At 70.3% G+C, this 23,164-nt stretch carries 22 protein-coding genes and 1 riboswitch; of the genes, 12 read left to right on the top strand and 10 right to left on the bottom strand.

All coding sequences use genetic code 11. From position 1 onward, the window contains the following. Window positions 1-51: 51 nt before the first annotated feature. The gene (locus tag GA0070561_RS12100) at window positions 52-951 is read right to left on the bottom strand and encodes an ABC transporter substrate-binding protein (RefSeq protein ID WP_091399694.1); all 900 of its coding nucleotides are present in this window, start codon (window positions 949-951) and stop codon (window positions 52-54) included. Between the two features lie 206 nt (window positions 952-1,157). Between GA0070561_RS12100 and GA0070561_RS12105 the strand changes: the two genes are divergently transcribed. After that, a complete protein-coding gene (locus GA0070561_RS12105) occupies window positions 1,158-1,517 on the top strand; it encodes an ankyrin repeat domain-containing protein (RefSeq protein ID WP_091399696.1) in 360 nt (119 codons plus the stop codon). Window positions 1,518-1,577: 60 nt separating this feature from the next. Here the strand turns inward: GA0070561_RS12105 and GA0070561_RS12110 are convergent, their stop codons facing one another. From GA0070561_RS12110 to GA0070561_RS12115, 3 genes are all read right to left on the bottom strand, one after another. Next, window positions 1,578-2,471 (bottom strand): sigma-70 family RNA polymerase sigma factor, encoded by an 894-nt coding sequence (locus GA0070561_RS12110; RefSeq protein WP_091399698.1) that lies wholly within the window; start codon window positions 2,469-2,471, stop codon window positions 1,578-1,580. Between the two features lie 249 nt (window positions 2,472-2,720). Continuing rightward, window positions 2,721-2,894, bottom strand: coding sequence for a hypothetical protein (locus GA0070561_RS33565; RefSeq protein ID WP_167362378.1), 174 nt, complete (start codon window positions 2,892-2,894; stop codon window positions 2,721-2,723). Then, window positions 2,891-3,109 carry a flavin reductase gene (locus GA0070561_RS12115; RefSeq protein WP_091399700.1) on the bottom strand — a complete coding sequence of 73 codons (219 nt, stop codon included), beginning with the start codon at window positions 3,107-3,109 and terminating at the stop codon, window positions 2,891-2,893. Before GA0070561_RS12115 ends, GA0070561_RS33565 begins: the two co-directional genes overlap by 4 nt. 415 nt (window positions 3,110-3,524) lie before the next feature. Between GA0070561_RS12115 and GA0070561_RS12125 the strand changes: the two genes are divergently transcribed. After that, window positions 3,525-3,764, top strand: a complete 240-nt coding sequence (locus GA0070561_RS12125) for a winged helix-turn-helix domain-containing protein (protein ID WP_088948848.1) — start codon at window positions 3,525-3,527, stop codon at window positions 3,762-3,764. A 376-nt stretch (window positions 3,765-4,140) separates the two neighbouring features. After that, the gene (locus GA0070561_RS12130; protein ID WP_091399704.1) at window positions 4,141-5,646 is read left to right on the top strand and encodes a restriction endonuclease; all 1,506 of its coding nucleotides are present in this window, start codon (window positions 4,141-4,143) and stop codon (window positions 5,644-5,646) included. 171 nt (window positions 5,647-5,817) lie between these two features. Here GA0070561_RS12130 and GA0070561_RS12135 read toward each other — a convergent pair whose 3' ends face one another. The 3 genes from GA0070561_RS12135 to GA0070561_RS12145 form a co-directional block, all read right to left on the bottom strand. Then, window positions 5,818-6,057 carry a hypothetical protein gene (locus tag GA0070561_RS12135; protein WP_141710363.1) on the bottom strand — a complete coding sequence of 80 codons (240 nt, stop codon included), beginning with the start codon at window positions 6,055-6,057 and terminating at the stop codon, window positions 5,818-5,820. A 77-nt stretch (window positions 6,058-6,134) separates the two neighbouring features. Further along, window positions 6,135-7,121: a zinc-dependent alcohol dehydrogenase family protein gene (locus GA0070561_RS12140; RefSeq protein ID WP_091399708.1), complete on the bottom strand. Its 987-nt coding sequence runs from the start codon at window positions 7,119-7,121 to the stop codon at window positions 6,135-6,137. Between the two features lie 114 nt (window positions 7,122-7,235). After that, window positions 7,236-7,682 (bottom strand): acyl-CoA thioesterase, encoded by a 447-nt coding sequence (locus GA0070561_RS12145; RefSeq protein WP_258400666.1) that lies wholly within the window; start codon window positions 7,680-7,682, stop codon window positions 7,236-7,238. Between the two features lie 197 nt (window positions 7,683-7,879). Next, window positions 7,880-8,093, bottom strand: a riboswitch (cobalamin riboswitch). 130 nt (window positions 8,094-8,223) lie between these two features. Between GA0070561_RS12145 and GA0070561_RS12150 the strand changes: the two genes are divergently transcribed. The 5 genes from GA0070561_RS12150 to GA0070561_RS12170 all read left to right on the top strand — a co-directional run bounded on the left by GA0070561_RS12150 (window position 8,224) and on the right by GA0070561_RS12170 (window position 14,312). After that, window positions 8,224-10,149: a copper resistance CopC family protein gene (locus GA0070561_RS12150; protein ID WP_091399712.1), complete on the top strand. Its 1,926-nt coding sequence runs from the start codon at window positions 8,224-8,226 to the stop codon at window positions 10,147-10,149. A 65-nt stretch (window positions 10,150-10,214) separates the two neighbouring features. Continuing rightward, window positions 10,215-10,817 (top strand): copper chaperone PCu(A)C, encoded by a 603-nt coding sequence (locus GA0070561_RS12155; protein ID WP_091400224.1) that lies wholly within the window; start codon window positions 10,215-10,217, stop codon window positions 10,815-10,817. Continuing rightward, entirely contained in the window at window positions 10,814-12,055 is a 1,242-nt protein-coding gene (locus tag GA0070561_RS12160) for a Dyp-type peroxidase (protein ID WP_373861683.1), read from the top strand. The genes GA0070561_RS12155 and GA0070561_RS12160 overlap by 4 nt, the downstream gene beginning before the upstream one ends. Next, on the top strand, window positions 12,052-12,636 hold the full coding sequence (locus GA0070561_RS12165) for a copper resistance CopC family protein (protein WP_091399714.1): 585 nt from the start codon (window positions 12,052-12,054) through the stop codon (window positions 12,634-12,636). Before GA0070561_RS12160 ends, GA0070561_RS12165 begins: the two co-directional genes overlap by 4 nt. A gap of 200 nt (window positions 12,637-12,836) precedes the next feature. After that, entirely contained in the window at window positions 12,837-14,312 is a 1,476-nt protein-coding gene (locus tag GA0070561_RS12170; RefSeq protein ID WP_091400226.1) for a PepSY-associated TM helix domain-containing protein, read from the top strand. Between the two features lie 48 nt (window positions 14,313-14,360). On the opposite strand, the gene GA0070561_RS12175 is transcribed toward GA0070561_RS12170, so the two are convergent. After that, on the bottom strand, window positions 14,361-15,494 hold the full coding sequence (locus GA0070561_RS12175) for an oxalate decarboxylase family bicupin (RefSeq protein WP_091399716.1): 1,134 nt from the start codon (window positions 15,492-15,494) through the stop codon (window positions 14,361-14,363). Between the two features lie 13 nt (window positions 15,495-15,507). Then, the gene (locus tag GA0070561_RS12180) at window positions 15,508-15,768 is read right to left on the bottom strand and encodes a hypothetical protein (protein ID WP_091399718.1); all 261 of its coding nucleotides are present in this window, start codon (window positions 15,766-15,768) and stop codon (window positions 15,508-15,510) included. 198 nt (window positions 15,769-15,966) lie between these two features. Between GA0070561_RS12180 and GA0070561_RS12185 the strand changes: the two genes are divergently transcribed. Further along, window positions 15,967-17,547, top strand: coding sequence for a helix-turn-helix transcriptional regulator (locus tag GA0070561_RS12185; protein WP_091399720.1), 1,581 nt, complete (start codon window positions 15,967-15,969; stop codon window positions 17,545-17,547). 7 nt (window positions 17,548-17,554) lie between these two features. Further along, the gene (locus GA0070561_RS12190) at window positions 17,555-18,382 is read left to right on the top strand and encodes a GNAT family N-acetyltransferase (RefSeq protein ID WP_091399722.1); all 828 of its coding nucleotides are present in this window, start codon (window positions 17,555-17,557) and stop codon (window positions 18,380-18,382) included. Window positions 18,383-18,397: 15 nt separating this feature from the next. Here GA0070561_RS12190 and GA0070561_RS12195 read toward each other — a convergent pair whose 3' ends face one another. Then, window positions 18,398-19,408, bottom strand: a complete 1,011-nt coding sequence (locus GA0070561_RS12195) for an aldo/keto reductase (protein ID WP_091399724.1) — start codon at window positions 19,406-19,408, stop codon at window positions 18,398-18,400. Between the two features lie 116 nt (window positions 19,409-19,524). On the opposite strand from GA0070561_RS12195, the gene GA0070561_RS12200 reads away from it, so the two are divergent. Further along, window positions 19,525-20,133, top strand: coding sequence for a TetR/AcrR family transcriptional regulator (locus tag GA0070561_RS12200; RefSeq protein ID WP_091399726.1), 609 nt, complete (start codon window positions 19,525-19,527; stop codon window positions 20,131-20,133). Between the two features lie 161 nt (window positions 20,134-20,294). After that, a complete protein-coding gene (locus tag GA0070561_RS12205; RefSeq protein ID WP_091399728.1) occupies window positions 20,295-23,117 on the top strand; it encodes an AfsR/SARP family transcriptional regulator in 2,823 nt (940 codons plus the stop codon). Window positions 23,118-23,164 lie beyond the last annotated feature (47 nt).

Genomic DNA, 23,164 nt, shown 5'->3' on the forward strand with positions numbered 1-23,164 from the left:
AACGGGCGATCGGCATCGGAGGTCCGCCTCCGCCACTCGGGCGCGGCAGCGTCAGCCGACGTCGAGGGGCACCCGCCGAGCGCGGGAGTCCGGACGGCCGCCGAGGATGCTGGCGAGGATCTCCGCGCCGTCGACGACCCTCGGGCCGGGGCGGTTGAAGTAGGCAGGCCCGTCGACCACCCACACCTGCCCGGCACGCACCGCGGGCAGGTCCGCCCAACCGGGTTGCGCGGTCGCCACTGACAGCTCGTCGAAGGTCCGCTCGGGGGTGAACCCGCACGGCCCGAACACGAGCACCTCGGGAGCCAGGTCCGCTACCACCGACCACTGGTGCGGGGTGCTGTGCGCACCCGGCCCGAGCAGCAGCGACCGCCCACCCGCGTGGGTGATCTGCTCCGGCACCCAGTGCCCGCCAGGCATCAACGGGTCGAGCCACTCGACGAACAGCACCGTCGGCGCGCCGGGCACCGGCCCCGGCAACGCGGCGAGGCGACGCTCGGCGTCGGCTCGGATCTCCGCCGCCCTGCCTTCGGTGCCGGTCAGCGCGGCCACGGCATCGACAGTGTCCAGGATCCCGTCGATGGTCCTCGCCTCCAGGGACATCACAGTGGTGTCGAGATCGATCAGACCAACCGCGTCGTTGACCCGCTCGTAGGAGACCGCACACACGTCGCACAGATCCTGGGTCAGGATCAGATCCGGCTTCAGCCCCTCCAGCATGGCGATGTCGAGCTGGTACACCGACGATCCTCGGTGCGCGTCACCGGCGATCGCCGCCGAGATCTCCCGGCTCGTCAAGGTCTCCGGCAGGGACGTCGCGGTCACCGCCGGGATGTCGGCCAGAGCCCCCGGCGGCCAGTCACACTCGTGGGTACGGCCGACCAGTTGCCCGGTCAGGCCGAGCATGGCCACGATGTCCGTGGCCGCCGGCAGCAGGGAGACGATTCGCACGTCCGCCTGCCTACCAGGCGCGACCGAGCCACGTCCACTCACCCGACAGCCGTACACGGCCGCCGGACGGGCGTTTTCATCGGCGTGGTGCTGCCACCGTGGCTGTCGACAGCCTCGCGTCTGGCTTCGTTCGAGTACCTCGCCCTGTCACATCGGCTCGTCGTGTGGGCTCATAAGCACGAGTGCAAACACGCGAGGAGGACACAATGCAGTTTGAAGAAGCCGCCGAGGCCGCCGACGAAGCGACGATGCGGTCGATGCTGTCCGCCGACCCTGGGCTGTGCGGTCGACATGCAGACCTGGTTGCGCGGATGGCCGAGGCGCGCAACTGGTCAACGGTCCGGCTGCTCATCGATCTTGGCTTCGGCGTCAACGGTGTCACCGCCGCCAACGCCACCGCCTTGCACCATGCGGCGGCAGCGGGTGAGCTGTCGATCGCGCGCCTGCTGGTCGAGCACGGTGCCGATCACACCGCCCGCGAACCTGGGTTCAACGCGCAGCCGGCGGGCTGGGCGCAGTACTTCAAGAAGCGGGAAACCCAGAAGTATCTCGAGTCCCTGGCCTGAAGCTGCGCCGTCCGGTCACGCGGCATCGGACCCACAGCTCGTGGAAGTGGGGCTCGGCATTCACCCCATTGTTCGCTCCGCCTGGTTCAGGAGGGTGGACGCGAGCCGGTGGACGCGGTCGGGGTCACGGACAACGTCGATCCTGACGATCTTGTCGCCCGCGACAGTGAAGGCCATGACAGAAAACGGCTGCCCGTCGCGGGTGATCAACGTTCCGATCGCGCCGTTGACCAGGGCGGGACGCAGTTGGCCACCACGTGGGGCGCGCGCCTGCTTGGCCACGGCCGCCGCGCCGCGAACGACGGTCGCCGGCCTGGCGGTGCCGAAGTCGGTGCGCAGGACGACGTCGGGGTCGAGGACCTGCACGAGGGCGTCGAAGTCACCTGTCCACGCAGCCGCGTAGAAGGCACGGACTACCTGCCGCTGGTGCGCTAGATCCGGATCGGGTGAAGGGATCTCGGCACCGTGCACCCGGCGCCGTGCCCGGCTGGCGAGTTGTCGCGCGGCGGCCGGGGTACGGCCCGCGATGCCGGCGATCTCCTCGAAGGGCAGGTCGAACATGTCGTGCAGCACGAACGCCAACCGCTCAGCAGGAGTGAGCTGGTCGAGCACGACGAGCAGGGCCAAGCTCACCGAATCGGCCAGCAACGCCTCCTGCTCGGGGTCGAGGTCCCCGTCCGGGATGACAACCAGGTCGGGCAGGTGCGTGGCGAACGGATCCTCCCGGCGGCGTCGGCGAGAGCGCAACATGTGCAGGCACTCCCGGGCGACGACAGTGGTCAACCATCCGCCGAGGTTGTCGATCTGATCGGCGTCGGACCGGCTCAGCCGAAGCCAGGCATCCTGAACAGCGTCGTCCGCGTCAGCCAGCGAACCGAGCATTCGATAAGCCACCGCCCGCAGCCGGGGTCGGTGCTGCTCGAAGCGCGCGGCCAACCACTCATTCTCGTCCATCGGTCACACCATCCCATCGCCAAGGCTCACAGAGATGAACCCTCAGGCACAGCGAACGTGACACCGCCGAACCGGGAAGTGGCCTCTGACTTGCGCAAACTGAGAGTGAGCGATGCTGGTACCGAACCAGTGACCTCCTCGGTGTGAACTCTCGGCAAGCCGGTCGGCTCAGGCTTGATGGGAGGTCAGACGGCCTGTTGGCGCGCTTCTCGGGCCGGTTCGGCTGGCATGGATGCTGTACTGCTGGCATCAGATGAGGCGCTGGATGCGGACCTTCGGACGCTCGTTCCTGAGGTGGCCGTGCTTGTGCTGGCGGACCTGTTCGTCCCAGACCTCTTGGTCGTAGTCCGAGTCCGGCGGGATCCACTTGTGCGAGCCGTCGCTGTAGTGGAACTTCTCGTCGCCAGGCCGCAGGATGCTCATCGGGTCCCGCCGAGGAATCGGTAGTGCAGGTGGCCGGCGGGAACGTGGGCCAGGTCCTGGGCGGCGTCGACGAGTTGGGCGGCCAGGTAGAGGGCTAGTGACACCGGGGCGCGGTCGTACTCGGCTCGCAGTTCTCGGCGCCGGGTCTGGCAGGGCCACTCCCCCGCACAGCCGCCGCACGTCCAGTCGGGCTTGATGGGATGGTGAGTGGTCACTGCGGGCCGTCCTGGCTGGGCCAGTGGCCGCGGTTGATCGGGATGCGGTGACGGCTTCGGCATGGCAGATCGCCTCCGCAGCGGCAGACGCGCCGCCAGTGTCGCCAGGACCAGACGGGTCGGTGCCGGCGAGCGAGAGTCAGCGCCACCGCCAGTACGTACTCGTCGTACGAAACCCGCTTCATCGGCTCGCCTCGCCCACTCGCGCCAGGGCCTGCCCTGCCCATGTCGATCGGAGCACTGCCGTCTCCTTGTGCCGGAGCGATCTGGAGGCGTGGATGCCCGAACGCGGGGGACGCGCCGAACATCCACGCCAGCGAGGACGGCCCACAGCGCCAACCGAGGGAATCGACCTCCTCGGCAACCTCCCATAGGTACCGTTGGGTAGTCAAGGGCTGACGTAGGTGGTCTACTCGTGTTGCCAACCGAGGAGAACCACGTGCCACCGCGTTATCGCTACGAGCAGATCGCCGACGACCTCGCCGAACGCATCGCGTCAGGCGAGTTCCAGCCCGGCTCCAAGCTGCCCAGCCGCCGTGAGTTGATCGAGCATTACGGGGTCACCGAGCCGGTGATCGACCGTGCCATGCAGGTACTACGGATCAAAGGAATGACCGAAACGCTTCCCGGCGTTGGCGTCTTCGTCGCCGAGTAGATCCCTCCGCAGAGCCAGCCGTCGCAGCCCGCGACTCCACGCCTTAAGTCCTGGGCAGCTCACCCGGCGCCGCTTGTTCGCGTCCGCGACCTCGGACGACTGTCCGCACGTTTCCGTCGCCAAGCGTCCTCGGCAGGACGCACTGCTGCCGACGGCCTCTTCGGGCTTGACCGTGGTTGACCATCGTCAGCCCTGGAATCGGGCATGCCCCGCCCTAGGGGCAGCACGCCCCACAGGGCTGTGGCATGGCTCGTCCCACTGACCATCCTCGCGACATGCTCGACAACCTTTCACTACTCCCTGTCATTGAGGCTTTCCAGTGCGTTGCGAGGTGAGTTACGGTCGTGCTTGTCTACAGCGGAGCTTCGGAGGACGCATGGCGCGACGCAAGGGCCTGATTGCTCAGATGCTTGACGCGCGTAAGCAGGCCAAGAAGCTCCAAGCGCAAGCAGAGGCGCGCTGGCACCGCGAGTTGGTGGCCGAACAAAAGCGTCATGAGGCCGAGGCAAACCGCGAGGCCAAGCAAGCCGAGGCAACTGCGAAGAAGGCAGAGGCAGCGCGGCTGCGGCAGGAAGCACAGGCGAAGCGTCTAGCCGACCAAGCAGAAGCAAAGTCAGCCCGGGAGGCCCTCCAGCGCCAGCGTGCCGAGGAACGTCAGCGAGCTGCTGATGGACGAACAAAGGCGCAGGAGACCGCCGCCGCGAATCGCCTGACAGAGCGGGAGGCACACGCCCGCAAGACGGCAGAGGCGGAGTTTCGGACCGACGCCATCAGAACGAGGATTGCCGAGTACACACAACTGCTTGCCCACAGAAACCGGCAGGCCGCTACGGCTGCCCTTGAGCTTAGGGCGGCGTTGACGCACGGCGGACCAAACGCGTTTGTCGAGCGTCTACAGCACGCCCTCGCCCAGTCTCGATACCCAGAGGGCCTGACAGGCAAAGTTGCCGCTCATTATGATCCGGCCTCCAGCGAGCTGCTGATCGAATATGAGCTGCCGCTTCGAGAGGTCGTGCCCACTATTGCCGCCTACCGTTACACGGCAGCGAAAGGCATGGTAGCGGTACCGCGTAAGGAATCCGAGACTAAGAAGCTGTATGGCGCCCTCCTGGCTCGATTAACGTTGCGAACCATTGATGAGACTTTCGGCGTGACCCCTCCCGACCTCATCACCAGCATCGTCTTCAACGGCTACGCTTCAACCAAGGACAAGGCAACTGGACGCGCCATCCGCCCGCTGCTCATGAGCGTGGGGGCGGAGCGGGACAAGTTTGCCGTTGTACAACTGGATGAGCCAGAACTGGATCCAGTGCTGTGCCTTCGTAGCCACTTGAACGCCATCGTCTCTCCCCATCCGTACGACCTAGAAGGCGTCAGACCGGTCGTTTCTTTCGATCTTTCGAAGTACAAGTTCGTCGACGGCATGGATGTCGTCGCAGGCCTGGATAGCCGTACTGACCTACTGACACTCTCATCGGGAGAGTTCGAGCATCTCATCCGCAGCCTCTTCGAGAGCCTCGGCATGAAGTCCTTGGTTACGCAACCCTCCAAGGATGAGGGTGTCGACGGTGTTGCTGTCAATGAGGATCCGATTGTCGGCGGGCTTTGCATCATTCAAGCAAAGCGTTACAGCAAAATCGTCGGTCTAGAAGCTGTTCACGCACTTGCTGGCGTAATGGATCATAAGCGTGCAGCCAAGGGCGTACTCGTCACTACCTCTTGGGTTGGCAAGGCGAGCCGCGATTTCGCCGCAGCAAACGGACGCATCGAGATTATCGAGGGCCGCAATCTCAAGTACCTGCTGAAGGAGCACCTTGGCTTAGACGTCCTGATAGGTCTAGAAAAGATCCCACCGGGTTGGGACAGGGCTGACTTGGATTAGGAACAGCCTCACCGGCTGGATGAGACTCTGTGTGCCCGGAGACTCCTTGACCCCCAGGCAACCAACGCCGATCGTTGACCTGCTGTATCACAGGCGCTGAACTGCCGGATGGTCCTCCGGTGTCCATGCTCGTCCGTCGGCGTCCAACCCGATCGACACCCGGTTAGTCACTCACGCGTCGCGCCTGTGGCTCTGCTCCCTCACCTCTGCCGCGCAACTGAGCAACGACCTAGCCAGCGCCTCCGCCCGGTCCGCCGACAACCACAACGAGCCGTGCGGCACGCCGTCATCAGGACCGGCCAACCCTTCCGTCAGAGTCTCCGCTGGCAATTCGACGTCAAGCCGAACGAAATGATGCCCCCTGCTGTAGTCGACGAAGGCATCCAGGTAGCGGTCATCATCGAAGGTCACCGCCGCATGCTGCCACGACAGCGACCCCCACCTCACCCCTCAGCCTCGACCGCTTCGTCCCAGACGAAGGGCTCGGCTCAACCGGCGACGTCCACGACGACCTTGCCCTCGGCGGTGCCGCCGGCGACCAGGTGATGGGCATCCATGACCGTGTCGAGCGTGAACCTGCGCCCGTCCAGTCGGGGGCGCAGCGCGCCGGCATCGGCCAGCGCCGCGATCTCGCGCAGGATGTCGCCGTGGTGTTCGCGGCCCCGCCCGGTGAGCATCGGCAGCAGGGTGAACACCCCGGAGTAGGTCGCGCCACGGAACGACAGCGGAGCGAGCGAGTGCGAGCCCCAGCCCAGCGCGCTGACGACATGCCCGTGGTAGGTGCGTACCGCCGCGAACGAGGCGTCGAGCGTCGCGCCGCCGACGTTGTCGACGACGATGTCGAACCCCTCGCCGCCGGTGTACCTCTCGACGTACTCCTCGACCTTGCTCGCGGTGTAGTCGATCGGCACGGCGCCCAGACTCTCGATCACCTGCATGCTCGCCGGCCCGCCGGTGGCGTACGCTTCGGCGCCTCGCGCCTGGGCAAGTTGCACGCCCACGTAACCGACACCGCCGGCACCGCCGTGCACCAGCACCTTCTGCCCGGCGTGGACCCCCGCCCGGTCGACCAGCCCCTCCCAGGAGGTGACCGCCGCCAGTGGCAACGCGGCGGCCTCCCGCATCGAGAGGCTCTTCGGCTTGTGGGCCAGCAACCGGACGTCCACGGCGGCGTACTCAGCCAGCGAGCCCTGCAGGTCGCCGACGCCCCCGCACAGCCCGTACACCTCGTCCCCCGACTCGAAGCCGGTCACGTCCGGGCCCACCGCCGCGACGACACCGGCAAGATCCAGGCCGAGCACCGCTGGCAGCTCGACACGCGCGTGGGCGGCCTTTCCAGCCTGGATCTTCGTGTCGAGCGGGTTGACCCCGCTGGCGACGATCCGCACCAGCACCTCGCCAGGCCCGGGGGTGGGTCTATCGATCTCCTCGACCGTCAGCGGAACGTCGAACTCCCGCAGCACCGCAGCACGCATCGCAATCCACACTCTCCGTGATCGAAACGTCACGTGGACGCTATCCGACCGGATAGGCGGCGGGGCGGGTTCCTCGGACCGCGCCAGCGCCGCGACCCGCAGGCCGAGCGCGGATCAGTCGTCGTCGGCGCCGTCGAGCAGCGCGCGTCGCAGCGCCAGTCGGTGCTTCCGGCGGATCTCCGCCTCCCGGTACCGTCGGCGGTCCCCATCGGTCTCCGGTAGCAGCGGCGGCACCGTCCGAGGCTGGCCGTCGTCGTCGATGGCGACCATGACCAGGTGGGCGGTGGCCACGTCGGTGGGCGGCACCGCCCGGTCCCACCGGTCGGCGGTCACCTTGACGGCCACCTCCATCGAGCTGCGACCGGCCCAGGTGATCCGGGCGTCGACGTGCACGACGTCACCGACCCGCACCGCGCGGAGAAACGCCGTCTCGTCGATGGCGGCGGTCACCGCCGGCCCGTCGGAGTGCCGGGCGGCGACCACACCGGCGACGGAGTCGATGAGGTTGAGGATCCGGCCGCCGTGCACCGTACCCATCAGGTTGGTGTGGTGCTGGTCCATGATCTGCGAAAGGGTCAGGTGCGACGCCGACGGCGCTCGGCCGGCGATGGTGGTGGTGTCGTGCACAGCGGTAGTCCGTCCCTCGGGAAACCACACCATCGGGTCGCGGACACACGCTGACGAGGACCCGGCCGTGCACCACACGCACGGCCCGTCACCCGCTCAGCCCACCCGCGAGGCCGACGGCAGCGCACACGGTTGTGTACGCGGCGCCGGCAGGTCTTCGGACTCGCGGGCCTGACCGGTCGCGCCGGTCGCCTACTGGCCGTCGCTTCCCAGGCCACTGGCCCAGTGCTGATGACGGCGGTCGTTCCCACTCACCGCTGCGGGGCAGCCCCGGATTTCCACCGGGTTCCCTCTTACGACGCCCAGCCGGTCACGACGGGGCGAACCAGCGCCGTCGGCAGCATAGCTGGCAAGGGGATCTGCAAACCCGGGGCGTCCTGCCGGGGCGGCGGATGGCCTCATCGTCAACTTTTGTCGTCTGAGGAAGAAGATCGCCACCTATTGAAAAAAGTCTCGCGAGGGTGAGGATATCCAGATGCGTCGTCTCCCCCAGACTTGCGGGCGGGTGGTCTCGGGCCTCCTCGCACTCCTCCTCGCCTCGGCGGTCGCCCTCCTCGCGTCCGCCCAACCCGCCGCAGCGCACGGGACCCTCGCCATGTCCACACCGGCGAGCGGCGCCACGGTGCGCGAGCCGTTGACCGAGGTGCGGCTGTTCTTCACCGAGAAGGCCGCCGCCAACGCGTTCTTCACGATCACCGCCCCGGGCGGCACCCGTGTCGACAACGGCTGGTCGCAGGGGGAGCCGAAGCCGCTGGAGAAGCCGGTACGGGAGTACTTCCTGGTCAACGGGCAGTTCGAGCCACGGGAGTACACGACGGGGTTCCCCGCGGTGGTGTCCGTCGCCCACCTGCCCGCCAAGGGCCAGTACTCGGTGAGCTACCTGTCGGTCGCCTCGGACGGCGACACCGTGCGGGGCACCCTGACCTTCCGCTACGACGGTCGGGTGACGGCAGCGCCGAAGGGGTGGAGCCCGCCGTCGACCCAACCGGACCCGGCGCTGGTAGCCGCCACCGAGCAGCACAACGCGTCCGGGCAGGCCTCGGCGGTGCCGACCACCGCCGACGATCCGTCGACCCCGCCGGCTGCGGCGGCCCCGTCGACCGGGTCGACCGAGGAGAGCGGTCCCGGGGCACTGGCCTGGGCCGGCTGGGCGACGGCGGTCGCGGCGGTCGGGGCGGTGGCCGGGTTCGTCGTCTGGCGTCGCCGATCCGCCGGCACACCCACCGGCCGGGGCCGTACCTCGGCGGCGACCTCCGGCCGACGCGGCGGTGGCGCCCGTACCACGAACAGGGCCGGCACTGGCAAGACCGTCGGCGGCAAGGCTGCCGGGGACAAGACCGTCGGGGGCAAAGCCGGCGCTGGCAAGGTGGCCAAGACCCTCGCCAGCACGGACGGCGAGCCGGCGGTGGACTCCAAACCGCGGCCCGACACGGACCTGGCCGCCGCGACGCCTGGGTCCCGGTTGAGCAACACCCACCTGGCGCTGCTCGTCGGCGGGCTGGTGATCGCTCTGCTGGCCGGGTTCGGGTTGGCCCGTATCGGCACCGCCAACGAGAGTCCGGCGACCGGCAATTCACGACCGTCAGCCGGTGGCGCGTCCGACTCGGGACAGGTGGGCTCGGCGACCGACGGGCACCAACACCCGGCCGGTACGGGGCCGCACACGCATCGGGGTGACGACGCGACGGGCGCGACGCTGGCAACCGGGACGACGGTCAGCGCCGGTGGGTACACCCTGCAACCGCTGGAGCGGTCCCAACCGCCCGGTGTACGCGCGGACTACCGGTTCCGGATCGTCGGGACCGACCGGCAGGCGGCGACCCGCTTCGCGGTCGTACACGACAAGCCGTTGCACCTGATCGTGGTGGGCCGCGACCTGACCGGCTACCAGCACCTGCACCCGACGATGGCACCCGACGGCACCTGGAGCGTGCCCCTGACGCTGGCCCGGCCCGGCGGCTACCGCGTCTTCGCCGACTTCTCCGTCACCGCGGCCGACGGCCAGCAGCAGCCTCTCGTGCTGGGCGTCGATCACACGGTGCCCGGCGCGCACAGCCCGACCGCGCTGCCGCCAGCGGCGGCACAGGCGACGGCCGGTCCGTACGCGGTGTCGATGACCGGCAGCCCGACGGTGGGGGTGACGGCGCCGATGCACTTCCAGGTCAGCGCCGACCCGACCGTACCGGCGCAGTTGGAGCGGTACCTGGGCGCGTACGGGCACCTGGTCGTGGTGCGTGAGGGCGACCTCGGCTACGTGCACGTCCACCCCGAGCAGGAGCTGGTCGACGGGACGGTCAAGTTCTGGCTGACCGCGCCGAGTTCAGGCCGGTACCGGGCCTTCTTCGACTTCCAGGTCGCCGGCACTGTGCACACCGGGGAGTTCACGATCAACGTGCCCTGAGTCCGGAACTTTCTCCGAGCTGCGGCCGACCATCCTCGCAGCAGCAACCATCGGAGGAAGAACACATGCGCACCACCAGCCCAAACGCTTCACGCCGCCGCTCGGTCGCCGTGCTCGCCGCCGCGATCCTGACGGTGGGCGTCGCCGGCTGCGGCTCGTCCGACTCTCCGTCGACAGCGCAGACGGGCCCGTCCGCGTCGACCTCGGCCAACCCGGACGCTGGTGTGCTCGGCATTCGTGACCCGTGGGTGAAGGCGGCCGACAAGGGCATGACGGCGGCCTTCGGGACCCTGGTCAACGACGGCGACACCGATGTCACGGTGACTGGGGCCACGACTTCCCTGTCGCCGATGGAGCTGCACGAGATGGCCATGAAGGACGGCAAGATGGTCATGCGGGCGAAGCAGGGCGGCATCGTGATCAAGGCCAAGAGCTCGCACGCGTTGGAGCCCGGCGGGGACCACCTCATGCTGATGAATCTCACCAAGCCTGTTCAGGCCGGCGACGAGTTGACAGTCACCCTGACCTTCGCCGACGGCAAGACCCAGGAGTTCCGCGCGGTGGCCAAGCCGTTCACCGGCGCGCAGGAGAGCTACGCCCCCGGGCACGGCGAGCCCATGCCCGGCATGAGCCCCACGCCGGGGATGAGCATGAGCCCGGCATCGTGACGCAGACTCCACAGGTCCGACCGGTGAGCAGGCGTGGCCTGCTCACCGGCGGAGCACTGGCCGCCAGCGGAGCACTGGCCGGCGGTGCCGCGATCGCCGCTACCCGCGCGGGGAGGACCGGGCCGCCGTCGGCGACGGCCGCCGACACGACGTTGGCCGCGACCGTCGGCGGCCTGGTCGAGCCGTTCCACGGCGCCCGGCAGGCCGGGGTGGCCACCGAACCGCAGGCGCACGCGTCGTTCGTGGCGTTCACAGTGCGGGCCGGCGTCGACCGCGCCTCGCTGGGTCGGATGTTGCGGTTGCTCACCGACGACGCCGCGCGGCTCACCCAGGGCGGACCTGCGCTGGCCGACACCGAGGCCGAACTCGGGCTGCTGCCGGCACGGTTGACAGTGACCTTCGGCTTCGGGCCCGGCCTCTACCGAGCGGCCGGCGTCGACGACCGCCGGCCGGCATCGGTCACCGAACTGCCGTCGTTCCGCATCGACCGGCTTCAGCCGGCCTGGTCCGGCGGTGACCTGCTGCTGCAGATCTGCGCCGACGACGCGATCTCCGTCGCCCACGCCCAGCGGGTCCTGATCAAGGACAGCCGACCGTTCGCCACGGTGCGGTGGGTCCAGCAGGGCTTCCGGCGCAGCCCCGGTGTCGAGCCGGGCGGCCACACCCAGCGCAACCTGTTCGGTCAGCTCGACGGCACCGCCAACCCCCGACCCGGCGCGCCCATGGAGACCGCGCTCTGGGTCCCGGACGGCCCGACGTGGCTGCGCGACAGCACCACACTGGTGCTCCGGCGGATCAGCATGAACATGGAAACCTGGGACCTGCTCGGCCGGACCGACCGCGAACTCGCCGTCGGGCGACGGCTCGACACCGGCGCCCCGCTCACCGGCACCGCCGAACACGACGAACCCGATTTCGCCGCCACCGACCCGGACGGCCTCACCGTCATCCCCGACTTCTCGCACCTGACCCGCGCCCACGTCACCGACGACCGACTGAAGATCCTGCGCCGGCCCTACAACTACGACGGGGTGCCGACGGCGGAGGGCCACGCGGACAGCGGGCTGATCTTCACCTCGTACCAGGCCGACATCGCCCGACAGTTCCTGCCCATCCAACGCCGGCTGGCCGACCGGGACCTGCTCAACGAGTGGACCACGCCGATCGGGTCGGCCGTCTTCGCCATCCCGCCCGGATGTCAACCGGGCGGGTGGATCGGTGAGCAGGTGCTCGGATGATCACCCCAACCGTCACGACCGTACCGCCGTTCCGCCCCACCGCCGTCCGGCTCGGCGCGGCGGTGCTCGCCGTTCTCGTGGCGGTGCTCATCCCGGCCAGCCCGGCCTGGGCGCACAACTCGCTCAAGACGGCCACGCCCGCTCGGGACGCGACAGTGCCGAGCGCACCGACCGAGGTCACGCTCGAATTCATGCAGCGACTCGACCCGGCGTTCACCACCATCGTGCTCACCGACGCCGCCAAGCGGAAGCTTGCCACCGGCGAGCCGGTGGTCACCGGAGCGAAGAGCACGGTCCAGGTGACCGGCACCCTGCCGAACGGGACATACACGGTCGCCTACCGGGTCGTCTCCGTCGACGGGCACCCGGTTCAGGGGTCCTATCCGTTCACGGTGGCCGATCCGGCGTCCAGCGCCGCGCCGGTTGCCAACGTCGGCGCGTCAGCGCCCGCACCGTCCGCCGCCGCCGCAGCGAAGTCCGGCGGCGGTCCGAGCGCCGGTGCACTCGTCGCGGCTGCCGTGCTGGCCCTCCTCGTCCTGGTGACGGCTGGGCTGCTGTGGCGGCGGGCGGCCCGGCGCTGATCCGACCCGCCCCCGTGCGGTCGGCTCGCCCGCACCGTCGCCACCGCCTCGGTAACCCTGACATCGGGAACCTGATCTTCGGGAACCGCCGGCGTCTCTCCCCCGACTACCAGTCAGGGCCGACGCGACACCTCACCGGGCGACCAGACCAGTACGGGAAACAGCCTCGGGTGCTTCCCGACTCTTCCGATCGGATCACCATGTCTCTCACCGAACTGTCCGGCACACCGACGCCGGAGCCCGCCACGACCACCGGGAAACCGGCCCGGCCTGCGCGGCGCACGTCACCGTTCGGCGCGCTGCTGCTGCGGCTGCACTTCTACGCCGGCATCCTCGTCGCCCCGTTCCTGGTGGTCGCCGCACTGACCGGCCTGGCCTACACCACAACCCCGCAACTCGACTCGATCCTCTACGGCGACCAACTGACCGTCGCCCAGGTGGGTGACCGTCAGCTCCCACTGGCCGAGCAGATCGGGGCCGCGCGCAACGCGCACCCCGACGGCAGCATCACCACAGTGCAACCCGGCGACGGCGACCGGACCACCACTGTGGTGTTCTCAGTGCCCGAGCTGGGCGAGAACCAGCACACCGTCTACATCAACCCGTACACCGGCGAGTCCCAGGGGCAGCTCACCACCTGGTTCGGGTCCACACCGGCCACCACCTGGCTGGACGACCTGCACCGCCACCTGCACCTGGGCACGGTGGGCGAGCACTACTCCGAACTGGCAGCGAGTTGGCTGTGGGTGATGGCGCTCGGCGGGGTCATCCTCTGGTGGCGTCGACGCGGCGCCGCCCGAGCCGCCGCTCGGCACCTGCTCGTGCCGGACCTGTCCACCGGTAAGGGTGTCCGCCGTACCCGAGGATGGCACGCCACCACCGGCATCTGGCTCACCGTCGGACTCCTCTTCCTCTCCGTCACCGGCCTGACCTGGTCCCGCTACGCCGGCGCGAACTTCGCCGCCGGGCTCGACGCGCTGAGCGCCCGCACTCCGGAGATCTCCACCAGCCTCACCGCCGGTGGCCCCGCCCCTGCCGAGACCGGCGGGGGCCACGAGCACGGTGCCGCCGGGGCGGGCGGCGTCGTCGAGTCGGCGGCCTTCGATCGGGTCCTGACTGTCGCTCGCGGCGCCGGCCTCTCCGGGCCGGTCGAGATCACTCCCGCGCCGGAGCCGGGCTCCGCCTGGACCGTCACGCAGGTCGACAACACCTGGCCGGTCAGGAAGGACCGCATCGCCGTCGACCCGGCCTCGGACACGATCACCGCCCGCAGCGACTTCGCCGACTGGCCCCTGCTGGCCAAACTGAGCGGCCTCGGCATCCAGGCCCACATGGGGATCCTCTTCGGCCTGGTCAACCAGATCCTGCTCGCCGCGCTCGCCCTCGGCCTGCTCTGCGTCATCTTCTGGGGCTACCGCATGTGGTGGCAACGCCGACCCACCCGCGTCGACCGCCGTGCGATCGCCGGCACCCCGCCAGCCCGCGGCGGCGTACGCGGCCTGCCGCTCTGGGCGCTGTTGATCGGCGTACCGGTGACCGTGGCGATCGGCTGGGCGCTGCCCCTGTTCGGGCTCACAGTGCTCGCCTTCCTCGTCATCGACGGGGTGGTGGGTGCGGTGTCTCGACGCCGACGACCTGCCGCGGCTCCCACCTCCCCGGCACCTGCGGGGAGCTGATCCACCGGACCGGCCGTCCGTCCTCCGACGGACGACCGGACGCCTGGCTCAGATCACTACCTGTTTGGTGTTCGGCAGGCTGTCGACGATCGACTTCTGCACGTTGATCGTGTCGGCGATGACCTCGTGGGGCGTGTTGGCCATCCACTGCATCACCGAGATGTCCTCGAAGCGGGGATGGCGGAACATCTCCAGGAACACCAGTGGTTCGTCGCCGGTGTTCTCGATGTAGTGGCCGTACGCGAACGGCACGTAGCCCACGTCGCCGGCCTGGAAGTCGAACGTCCGGGCCGCGGCCTGCGAGGCGAAGACGCCCATCCGCCCGGTGCCGGATATGTAGTACTGCCACTCGTCGGTGGTGGGATGCCAGTGCAACTCGCGCATCCCTCCCGGCTCGACCTCCACCAGGGCCGCGGCGGTGGTCACGGAGGCGGCGAAGTTGGTCGAGTCGGTGATCCGGACCGTTCCGCCGCGGAATCGCTGCGGGGTCTGCGCGAGCATCCGGTGCTTGAAGCTTCGTGGGATGTCGCCGGTCGGGCTGACCACCCGGTCCTGTTGCAGGGGCGGGGGGACGTCGCCCTGGAAAATGTACTTCTCCCGCTCGGGCAGGTTCTCCATCTGTTCCAGCGTCCAGCCGAAGTTCTTGGCCAGCACGTGTCGAGGGGTGTGTGCGAAGAAGTCGCTGAGCAGGAAGGTGTTGTTCTCCGAGAACGCCCCGTCGTCGAAGACCAGCAGGAACTGCGCGCCGTCCTCCAACGCCTGGATGTTGTGCGGCACGCCCTGCGGAAAGAACCACAGATCGCCGGCCTTCACGTCCTCGATGAAGTTGCGGCCCTCGTGGTCGACGGCGCTGATCCGGCAGCTGCCGCTGAGCATGTACGCCCACTCCGACTGCTGGTGCCAGTGGATCTCCCGGTACGCGCCCGGCTCGAGACCGAACTGAACGCCGGACAACTGACTGGCGATCGGGAGGTCCCGGCTGGTGACCTCGCGGGTCCAGCCGCCCTTCTCCACCCGGGTGTGCGCCTGCGAGAACGAGAACTTGAGGTTGGGCACCAGCCGGCTGTCGGTCGTCGGGGGAACCAGGAGGTCCGGGTTCTGCCGTTCGAGCTCGACGTTGCGGCCCGCGAAGGGCGGCGCGCCCTGGTCACCGCGTCGCGGCTCGGGATCGCTGTTCGCCATGATCGCTGACTCCTCACTCGGGTTGGATCGGATTGGGCGCGGGAACGGATCCGCCGCGCAGCCGTAGCCGGGACGAGATCCCCAGCAGGGCACGCAGTCCGGGCCAGCCGTACTGGACCGCGATCGCGACCGGAATCGCCGCGGCGGTCGCCATCAGCACCAGGCGGGCCCACGCCGGAGCGTGACCACCCGCCCCGGTGCTGGCGTAGAGGACGAACATCAGCAGTACGACCCGGAGCCGACGCAGACCGGGAAGTTCGGTGAACTGGGCCATGACCCGATGATCGGCGGCGCACGTCGCCGGTCGCATCACGTGATCGCGCCATTACCGCAGGTCAAATCCCGGACGGTGGGGGTCATTCGGCGCAATCCCGCCGGTTCGTCGATCTGCTCGCCCGTACCTGCCGCCATGGCTAGGCTCGGTCGCAGGACGGCCTTTCGACGCGCCTGGTAACAACCGGGGAGAACGCCATTGTCCGAATCACCCTTCAACGCCGGAACGCTTCCGGCCGACGACATCGCCACCGACGCGGAGCAACGACGGCACCGGCTGTTCGCCACGGCGGACCAGCTCCGGCTCGCCGGACGCGGGATGGAGGCGCTGCACGTCCTGGCGGCGGAGCTCGCCACGAGTCGCAGCGGCGAGCGCCACCGCGCCCTCCTGCTCGGTCGCCTGGCGCAGATCGTGGCACTGGAGCAGCCGACCACCGCCCTCGCCGGTCTGCGGGAGGCGCTGAACCTCCGACTGGACACCGGCAGCCGCGGCACCCTGCTCGCCCTGGTCGCCACGATCGCGGCCCGCACGGGACATCCGGACACCGATGCCCTGCTGCGTGACGCGGGCACCGCGCACGCCGCGTCGGGTGACCCGACCTCCGCTCGCCACCTCGCCCTCGGCCGGGCCGCCCGTTCGCTCGCACACGGTGATCTGCCGGGTGCCCAGGCCGTGCTGGCGGCCCTCGACCCGGACTCCTGGGCGGCACGCGCCGACGCCCCGTCCATCCGGGCGGAACGGATCCTCGTGCAGCTCGGCCTCGGCCGACACCAGGACGCGCGGGCCGCGACCCGCCAGACGCCCGACGCGGCCGACGTTCCACTCACCGGACTGACCGCGCTGGACTGCCTGCGCATGGTGGCAGTGGGAGAGCTGCCCGAGGCGGCCGCGCTGGCCGTCACGACACTCAGCTCCGGCTCTGCGGACCTCAGTAGGGAGGTGCGTGCCCTATTGGTCGCGGTGATCGGCGAGGTCCGCTACCGCCGGGGCGAACACGACGACGCCCGCGCCATCCTGCGCACCTGCCTCGCCGAGGACCGGTGGCCCGACCGGACGATGTGGACGTTCGCGTTCTGCGTGGCGGTGCGCGACCCGGCCCTCAGCGCGCCGGCCGGCCTGCTCACCACTGTCGTCGCCGACCTGCACCGGTCGGTCCGGTCGCTCCTGCCCGTGCCGCACTTCGGCCCCCGACTGGTACGCGCGGCGGTGGCGGCCGACGACACCCGGGCCGCCCGCCGGGTCACCGAACTGGTCGAGCTGGTCTCCACCCGTACCCCGGTGCCGCTGTGGCACGCGCTGGCCGACCAGAGCCGCGGGTTGCGCGACGGCGACCCGGACGCCCTCCGTTCGGCGGTCGACCGGCTGCGCACCACCGCCGCGCGGCCGGCGCTGGCCGACGCGTTGCTCGACCTCGCGAACAGTCCCCGGGCACGATCCGGGGAGGCGCGCGATGCCGCGCACGAGGCGGCTGCCCTCTACGCCCGGATCGGCGCTCCTGGCGACCAGGCGATCGCGGACCGGCGCTGCGCCGACCTCGCCGCCACCCCGCGCCACCGGCCGTCGATCGACGAGCCGCCAAGCCGGGGCATCGGCGCGCTCACCCCGGCCGAGGAGCGGGTGGCCGAGATGCTCGCCACTGGTGCCACCAAGAAGGAGGCGGCCCGGAGCCTCTTCGTCTCCTTCCACACCGTGGACACCCAACTCCGCTCCATATACCACAAGCTGGGCATTCACAATCGGATGCAGTTGATGCGGGCCTGGGAACGGACCAGACGATAATCGGCCGATGACCGCGCCAGCCGACCTGACCCCGCTCGCCGAAGCCGTGGAGTGCGAATTCATGCACTCCTACGAGTCGCAGGCGCCCGGGCCCACGTACACCGGACTCGGGATCGCGACCACCCGCATCGGCGGCGGTGTCGCCCTCGCCATGCGCAACGATCCCTCCGGCGGGTACTGGAACAAGGCCCTCGGCTTCGGCACCACCGAGCCGTTCACCGTGCAGACCCTGGACCGCGTCCTCGACTTCTATCGGAAGCAGGGCGTCGACCAGGCAGTCCTCCAGCTCGTTCCGTCGGTGCTGCCGGCGGGCTTCGACGAGGTCGCTGCCGCGCGCGGGCTTGAGCCGGGAAGCACCTGGGTCAAGCTCGGCGCCCGACCCGGCGACGTCGCCACGGCGCAGACCCGCCTGCGCGTCGCCCCGGTGCCGGCTGCCGAGGCGCGGCGCTGGGCCGACGTGGTGCTCACCGGCTTCGGCATGCCGACCGGTGGGCTCACCGACATGCTGGCCGCGACTGTCGGCCAGCCGGCGTGGCGACCGTACGCGGCCTGGGACGACGGCGAACTGGTCGCGGGCGGCAACCTGTTCCTGCACGGCGAGGCCGCGTCGCTCAACGCCGCCGCGACGGCCACCGGTCACCGCGGCCTCGGGGCACAGTCGGCGCTGATCGCCGCCCGCGCCCGAGCCGCGGCCGAGGCGGGATGCCGGTGGCTGTTCGCCGAGACCGGCAAGCCCGCGCCCGGCCAGCAGAACCCGTCGCTGAACAACATGCGCCGGGCCGGGCTGGTGCCGCTCTACGAACGCCGCAACTGGGTCTGGCGAGCAGCTTCCTGAGGCCGCCCGCCGCTGTCACTTCTCGCTGTCGAGCAGCGCCATCATGGCGGTCGCGTACCGCTGGCCGGAGGCGGCGCCGGCCGGCACGGCACGCTCGATCTCGTCCAGCGCGTCCTGGTCGAGCACCAGGTCGACAGCGGCCAGCGACTCGGCCAGCCGGTCCCGCCGCCGCGCCCCGACCAGCGGCACGATCTGTTCGCCCTGTGCCGCCACCCAGGCGATCGCCACCTGGCTCGTGGTCGCACCCAGCCGCTGCGCGACCCGGCCGAGCGCGTCCACCAGGCGCAGGTTGGCGGCCAGGTGCTCGCCCTGGAACCGTGGGCTGTTGGCCCGGAAGTCCGTGCCGGTCAGCGCACGGTCGGCGGACCAGTGGCCGCTGAGCAGACCTCGGGACAGCACCCCGTAGGCGGTCAACCCGATGCCCAGCTCCCGCAGCGCCGGCAGGATGGTGGCCTCCGGGCCCCGGGAGAGCAGCGAGTACTCGATCTGGACGTCGCTGATTGGCGCCACCGCCGCGGCCCTGCGGATGCTCTCCGCGCTCACCTCGGAGAGCCCGATGTGCCGGATGTAGCCGGCCTGCTGCATCTCCAGCAGCGCGCCCACGGTCTCCTCGACCGGCACCTGCGGGTTCAGCCGCGACGGCCGGTAGATGTCGATGTAGTCGGTGCCCAACCGTCGCAGTGAGTACGCCAGCCGGTCCTTCACCGCCGCCGCCGACACGTCGTACGGTGCCGCCTGGAAGCCGCCGTCGGGTGTCCGGCGTGCGCCGAACTTCACGCTGAGCACCACCTCGTCCCGGCGACGCTCCCGCAGCACACGGCCGATCAGCATCTCGTTGTGACCCGACCCGTAGAAGTCCGCGGTGTCGATCAGGTTCACACCGGCGTCGATCGCCGCGTGCAGCGTCGCGACGCTCTCCGCCTCGTCGGCCGGCCCGTACAGGTCGGACATGCCCATCGCGCCGAGCCCGATGATCGACACCTCCGGCCCGGAGGCACCCAACCGTCGCCGTCGTAGACCCGTCATGTCGCTCGTCTCCTTCGGTCGTCGTGGCGGTGCGTCATCGTGTCCGGGCACCGCTGTGTACGCTGTGTCCATATAACCAGCATGTAGACAGCGTGTCCATATAACCGGGAGGACCAGTGGCCGAGCTCACGCCGGACGCCCAGACGCCAGCCCGCCGTGGTCGCGGCCGCCGCCCCGCCGATCAGGTACGCGCGGAGATCCTCACGGCCGCCGGTGAACTCCTGCTGGCCGAGGGCATGGCCGGCTTCACCATCGAGAAGGTCGCGGCCCACGCCGGAGCCAGCCGGATGACCATCTACAAGTGGTGGCCCTCCAAGGGGGCGCTCGCCCTGGACGGCTACTTCACAGTCGTCGCGCCCACCCTGGCCTTCACCGACACCGCCGACATCGTCGCCGACCTGACCAACCAGCTCGTCGCCTTCGTCCACCTGGTGCGGGACACCACCGCCGGGCGGGTCATCAGCCAGCTCATCGGGCAGGCGCAGACCGATCCGGAACTGGCTGCCGCCTACCGCGAGCGCTACTCCGGCCCCCGTCGGGCCCTCGCCGTCGAGACCCTCACCCGGGCCATGGCCCGGGGGCAGCTACGGCCCGACATCGACAGCGAATCCGTCGTCGACCAGCTCTGGGGCGCCTGCTACCACCGGCTTCTCATCGCCGACCTGCCGCTCACCGAGGACTTCGCCCGCACCCTGGTCGACAACCTCATCCGCGGACTGCGCTGACCGGCAACCGGTCCGGCCACCGCGCATGCCACGGAGCGACCGGGCCCCGTGGGCGACCACTGACCAAACATGAAGATCATGTTCAATCGATGCTAACGTCATTGATCGATGCTCATACGATCGTCACTCTCGCCCGGCCGGCACCGCAAACTGAGGTGAGGATGCCCCTCCACTTCGACCTGCTCGGGCCGCTGACAGTGTCACGGGACGGCCGACCGGTCGCCCTCGGGTCGACTAAACAGCAGCTGGTGCTGGCCGCGCTGCTGCTACGCCCCGGTGAGGCGATCTCCGCCAACGAGCTGATGACGATGGTGTGGGGCGACCAGCCCCCCGCCTCGGCCGCCGCGAACCTGCGCACCTACCTGCGAGGGCTGCGCCAGGCACTCGACTGCGCCGCGGGCGAGCGCCGCCGGATCGTCACCACACCGGGCGGTTACCTGCTTCGCGTCGAGCCGGACGAGCGGGACGTGGACCGGTTCGACGCGGCGGCGGCGCGCGGACGGGCAGCGCTGGCCGCCGGCGACCCGGCGGCGGCGCAGCCGGAGCTGGCCCTCGCGCTCGGCATGTGGCGGGGGCCCGCCTTCGCCGGGCTGCCGCTGCCCCGGCTCCTCACCGGCCGGGTCGCGCGGATCACCGAGCGGCGGCTGCTGACCGAGGAGGACCACGCCGCGGCTCGGCTCGCGCTCGGCGAGGCGGCCCAGGTGATACCCCGGTTGCGGGCGCTGCTCGACCGTCACCCACTGCGGCAACGGGCCTGGTCCCACCTCATGACCGGCCTCTACCAGATCGGCGACATCGCCGGGGCTCTGGCAGCGTTTCAGCAGGCCAGGCGCGCGCTGGCCGAGGAGACCGGGATGGACCCCGGCCCCGAGCTGACCCGGTTGCACGACGACATCCTGCACCACCGCCTCGGCCAGCAGGTCGCGACGACCGGGCCGGCGGACGACGCGTCGGCCGGCGCGGCACCGGGCCGTCCTCAGCAACTGCCACTGGCCCTGCCCGGTTTCGTCGGGCGCAGCGCCGAACTCGACCTCCTCGACGCGACCCTCGGCGCCCGGCTCGAACGACCAGCCACAGTGGACATCGTCACCATCAGCGGCATGGCCGGCGTGGGCAAGACGACGCTCGCGCTGCACTGGGCCCATCGGGCCGCCGACCGCTTTCCCGACGGCCAGTTGTACGTCAACCTCCGAGGCTACGACGACGCGGACGCGGTGTCCCCCGCCGATGCCCTGGTCGACTTCCTCGAGGCGCTCGGCGTACCGGTCGGCCGCATCCCCAGCAGCGTCGACGCTCGGGCCGGGCTGTACCGCAGCCTGCTGGCCTCGCGTCGGATGCTCGTCGTCCTCGACAACTCGCGCGACGCCGACCAGGTACGACCGCTGCTGCCCGGCGTGGGCCAGTGCGCGGTCCTGGTGACCAGCCGCGACCAGCTCAGCAGCCTCATCGTGGCCGAGGGCGCCCGACCGTTGACGCTGGAGGTGCTGACGGCCGCCGAGTCGACGAGGCTGCTCCGCAGCCGGCTGGGTGACGACCGGGTGATCGCGGAAGCGGCGGCGACCAGCGAGGTGATCGAGTCGACCGGTCGCCTCCCGCTCGCCCTGTCCATCGTGGCGGCCCGGCTGACCGCCCGGCCCAGCTTCCCGATCGACGCCGTCGCGGCCCAACTACGTCCGTCCGAGTCCCGGCTGGAGCAACTGGCCGACGGGGACGTCCGCCGGATCTTCTCCTGGTCGTACCGGGCGCTGAGCACCGAGGCGGCCCGCCTGCTGCGCCTGCTGGGCCTGCACCCGGGCCCGGACCTGACCGGAGACGCCGCCGCCGCGCTGCTCGGCCGTCCCCGGGCGGCCGTCACCCCGCTGCTGAAGGAGCTGACCCGGCTGCACCTGCTGACCGAGCACCTACCCGAGCGGTACGCCCTGCACGACCTGCTCCGGTCATACGCGGCCGAACTGGCCCAGGCATCCGACCTGGCGGAGGAGCGACAGGCCGCCGCGCGCCGGATGTACGACCACTACCTGCACAGCGCGCACCCCGGCGCCGTGTTGCTCCAGCCGACCTGGGCACCCATCGCGCTGGAACCACCGATGCCGGTGAACGTGCACGTGCCGATGCCCGACCGGGTCGTCGCGGCGGCCTGGTTCCACGCCGAGCACCCCGTTCTGCTGCGGGTGCTGCGTCAGGCCGCGGAGACCGGCTTCGAGCGGTACGCCTGCCAGCTCGCCTGGGCCCTGGCCGCGTACCTCGCGCCTCGGGGCATGTTCCAGGAGCAGCTCGCCGCGCAGCAGGCGGCGCTCGCGGCGGCGCAGCGGATCGGCGACGTCCGGGCGCAGGCGCAGGCCAGCCGGATGCTCGCCCGCGCACTCATGCGGCTCGGCGACCAGCACGCGGCCGAGCACCACGTGCAGCGGGCGCTCGAACTGTACGAACAGCTTGAGGACCTGGACAGCCTGGCGCTGATCCTGCGCCAGTACACCGAGCACTGCACCCAGTACGGCCGGCTGGACGAGGCGCTCAAGCACAGTGCCGAGGCGCTGCGGGTCTCGCGGCTCATCGGCAACCGGTACGCCGAGGCGCGCGCGCTGAACGTCAAGGGTTACCTGCACGCCCTGACCGGCGACTACCACCAGGCCGTCGTCGACTGCGCCGAGGCGCTGGCCGAACAGGAGGCGATCGACGATCGGGTCGGGCAGGCCGCGACGTTGGACAGTCTGGGCTTCGCGTACCACCGGCTCGGTGACCCGGCCCGGGCGGCGGCCTGTTACGAGCAGTCCGTCCAACGCTTCCAGGAATCGGCCAACCGGTATCACGAAGGGCTGACCCTCGTCCGGCTCGGCGAGGCGCGCGAGGCGATGGCGGACCCTCCGGCCGCTGCCGAGGCATGGCAGCGGGCCATCCGGATCTACGACGACCTGGGCGACCCCGCCGCCGACGTGGTGCGACAGCTGCTGGCACGCGTCGCGCCCGGCACTCCGGCTCGCTGACCCGGAGCGCCCGGCACCCCGGCTCGCTGACCCGGCGCACTGGGACC

The organism is Micromonospora saelicesensis (assembly GCF_900091575.1).
GTDB classification, from domain to species: Bacteria; Actinomycetota; Actinomycetes; order Mycobacteriales; family Micromonosporaceae; genus Micromonospora; species Micromonospora saelicesensis.

Coding starts and splice junctions, on each gene's coding strand:
- GA0070561_RS12105 (WP_091399696.1), top strand. CDS start 1,158: ATGCAGTTTGAAGAAGCCGCCGAGGCCGCCGACGAAGCGACGATGCGG.
- GA0070561_RS12110 (WP_091399698.1), bottom strand. CDS start 2,471: ATGGACGAGAATGAGTGGTTGGCCGCGCGCTTCGAGCAGCACCGACCC.
- GA0070561_RS33565 (WP_167362378.1), bottom strand. CDS start 2,894: ATGAGCATCCTGCGGCCTGGCGACGAGAAGTTCCACTACAGCGACGGC.
- GA0070561_RS12130 (WP_091399704.1), top strand. CDS start 4,141: ATGGCGCGACGCAAGGGCCTGATTGCTCAGATGCTTGACGCGCGTAAG.
- GA0070561_RS12140 (WP_091399708.1), bottom strand. CDS start 7,121: ATGCGTGCTGCGGTGCTGCGGGAGTTCGACGTTCCGCTGACGGTCGAG.
- GA0070561_RS12145 (WP_258400666.1), bottom strand. CDS start 7,682: ATGGACCAGCACCACACCAACCTGATGGGTACGGTGCACGGCGGCCGG.
- GA0070561_RS12150 (WP_091399712.1), top strand. CDS start 8,224: ATGCGTCGTCTCCCCCAGACTTGCGGGCGGGTGGTCTCGGGCCTCCTC.
- GA0070561_RS12155 (WP_091400224.1), top strand. CDS start 10,215: ATGCGCACCACCAGCCCAAACGCTTCACGCCGCCGCTCGGTCGCCGTG.
- GA0070561_RS12165 (WP_091399714.1), top strand. CDS start 12,052: ATGATCACCCCAACCGTCACGACCGTACCGCCGTTCCGCCCCACCGCC.
- GA0070561_RS12170 (WP_091400226.1), top strand. CDS start 12,837: ATGTCTCTCACCGAACTGTCCGGCACACCGACGCCGGAGCCCGCCACG.
- GA0070561_RS12175 (WP_091399716.1), bottom strand. CDS start 15,494: ATGGCGAACAGCGATCCCGAGCCGCGACGCGGTGACCAGGGCGCGCCG.
- GA0070561_RS12180 (WP_091399718.1), bottom strand. CDS start 15,768: ATGGCCCAGTTCACCGAACTTCCCGGTCTGCGTCGGCTCCGGGTCGTA.
- GA0070561_RS12190 (WP_091399722.1), top strand. CDS start 17,555: ATGACCGCGCCAGCCGACCTGACCCCGCTCGCCGAAGCCGTGGAGTGC.
- GA0070561_RS12195 (WP_091399724.1), bottom strand. CDS start 19,408: ATGACGGGTCTACGACGGCGACGGTTGGGTGCCTCCGGGCCGGAGGTG.
- GA0070561_RS12205 (WP_091399728.1), top strand. CDS start 20,295: ATGCCCCTCCACTTCGACCTGCTCGGGCCGCTGACAGTGTCACGGGAC.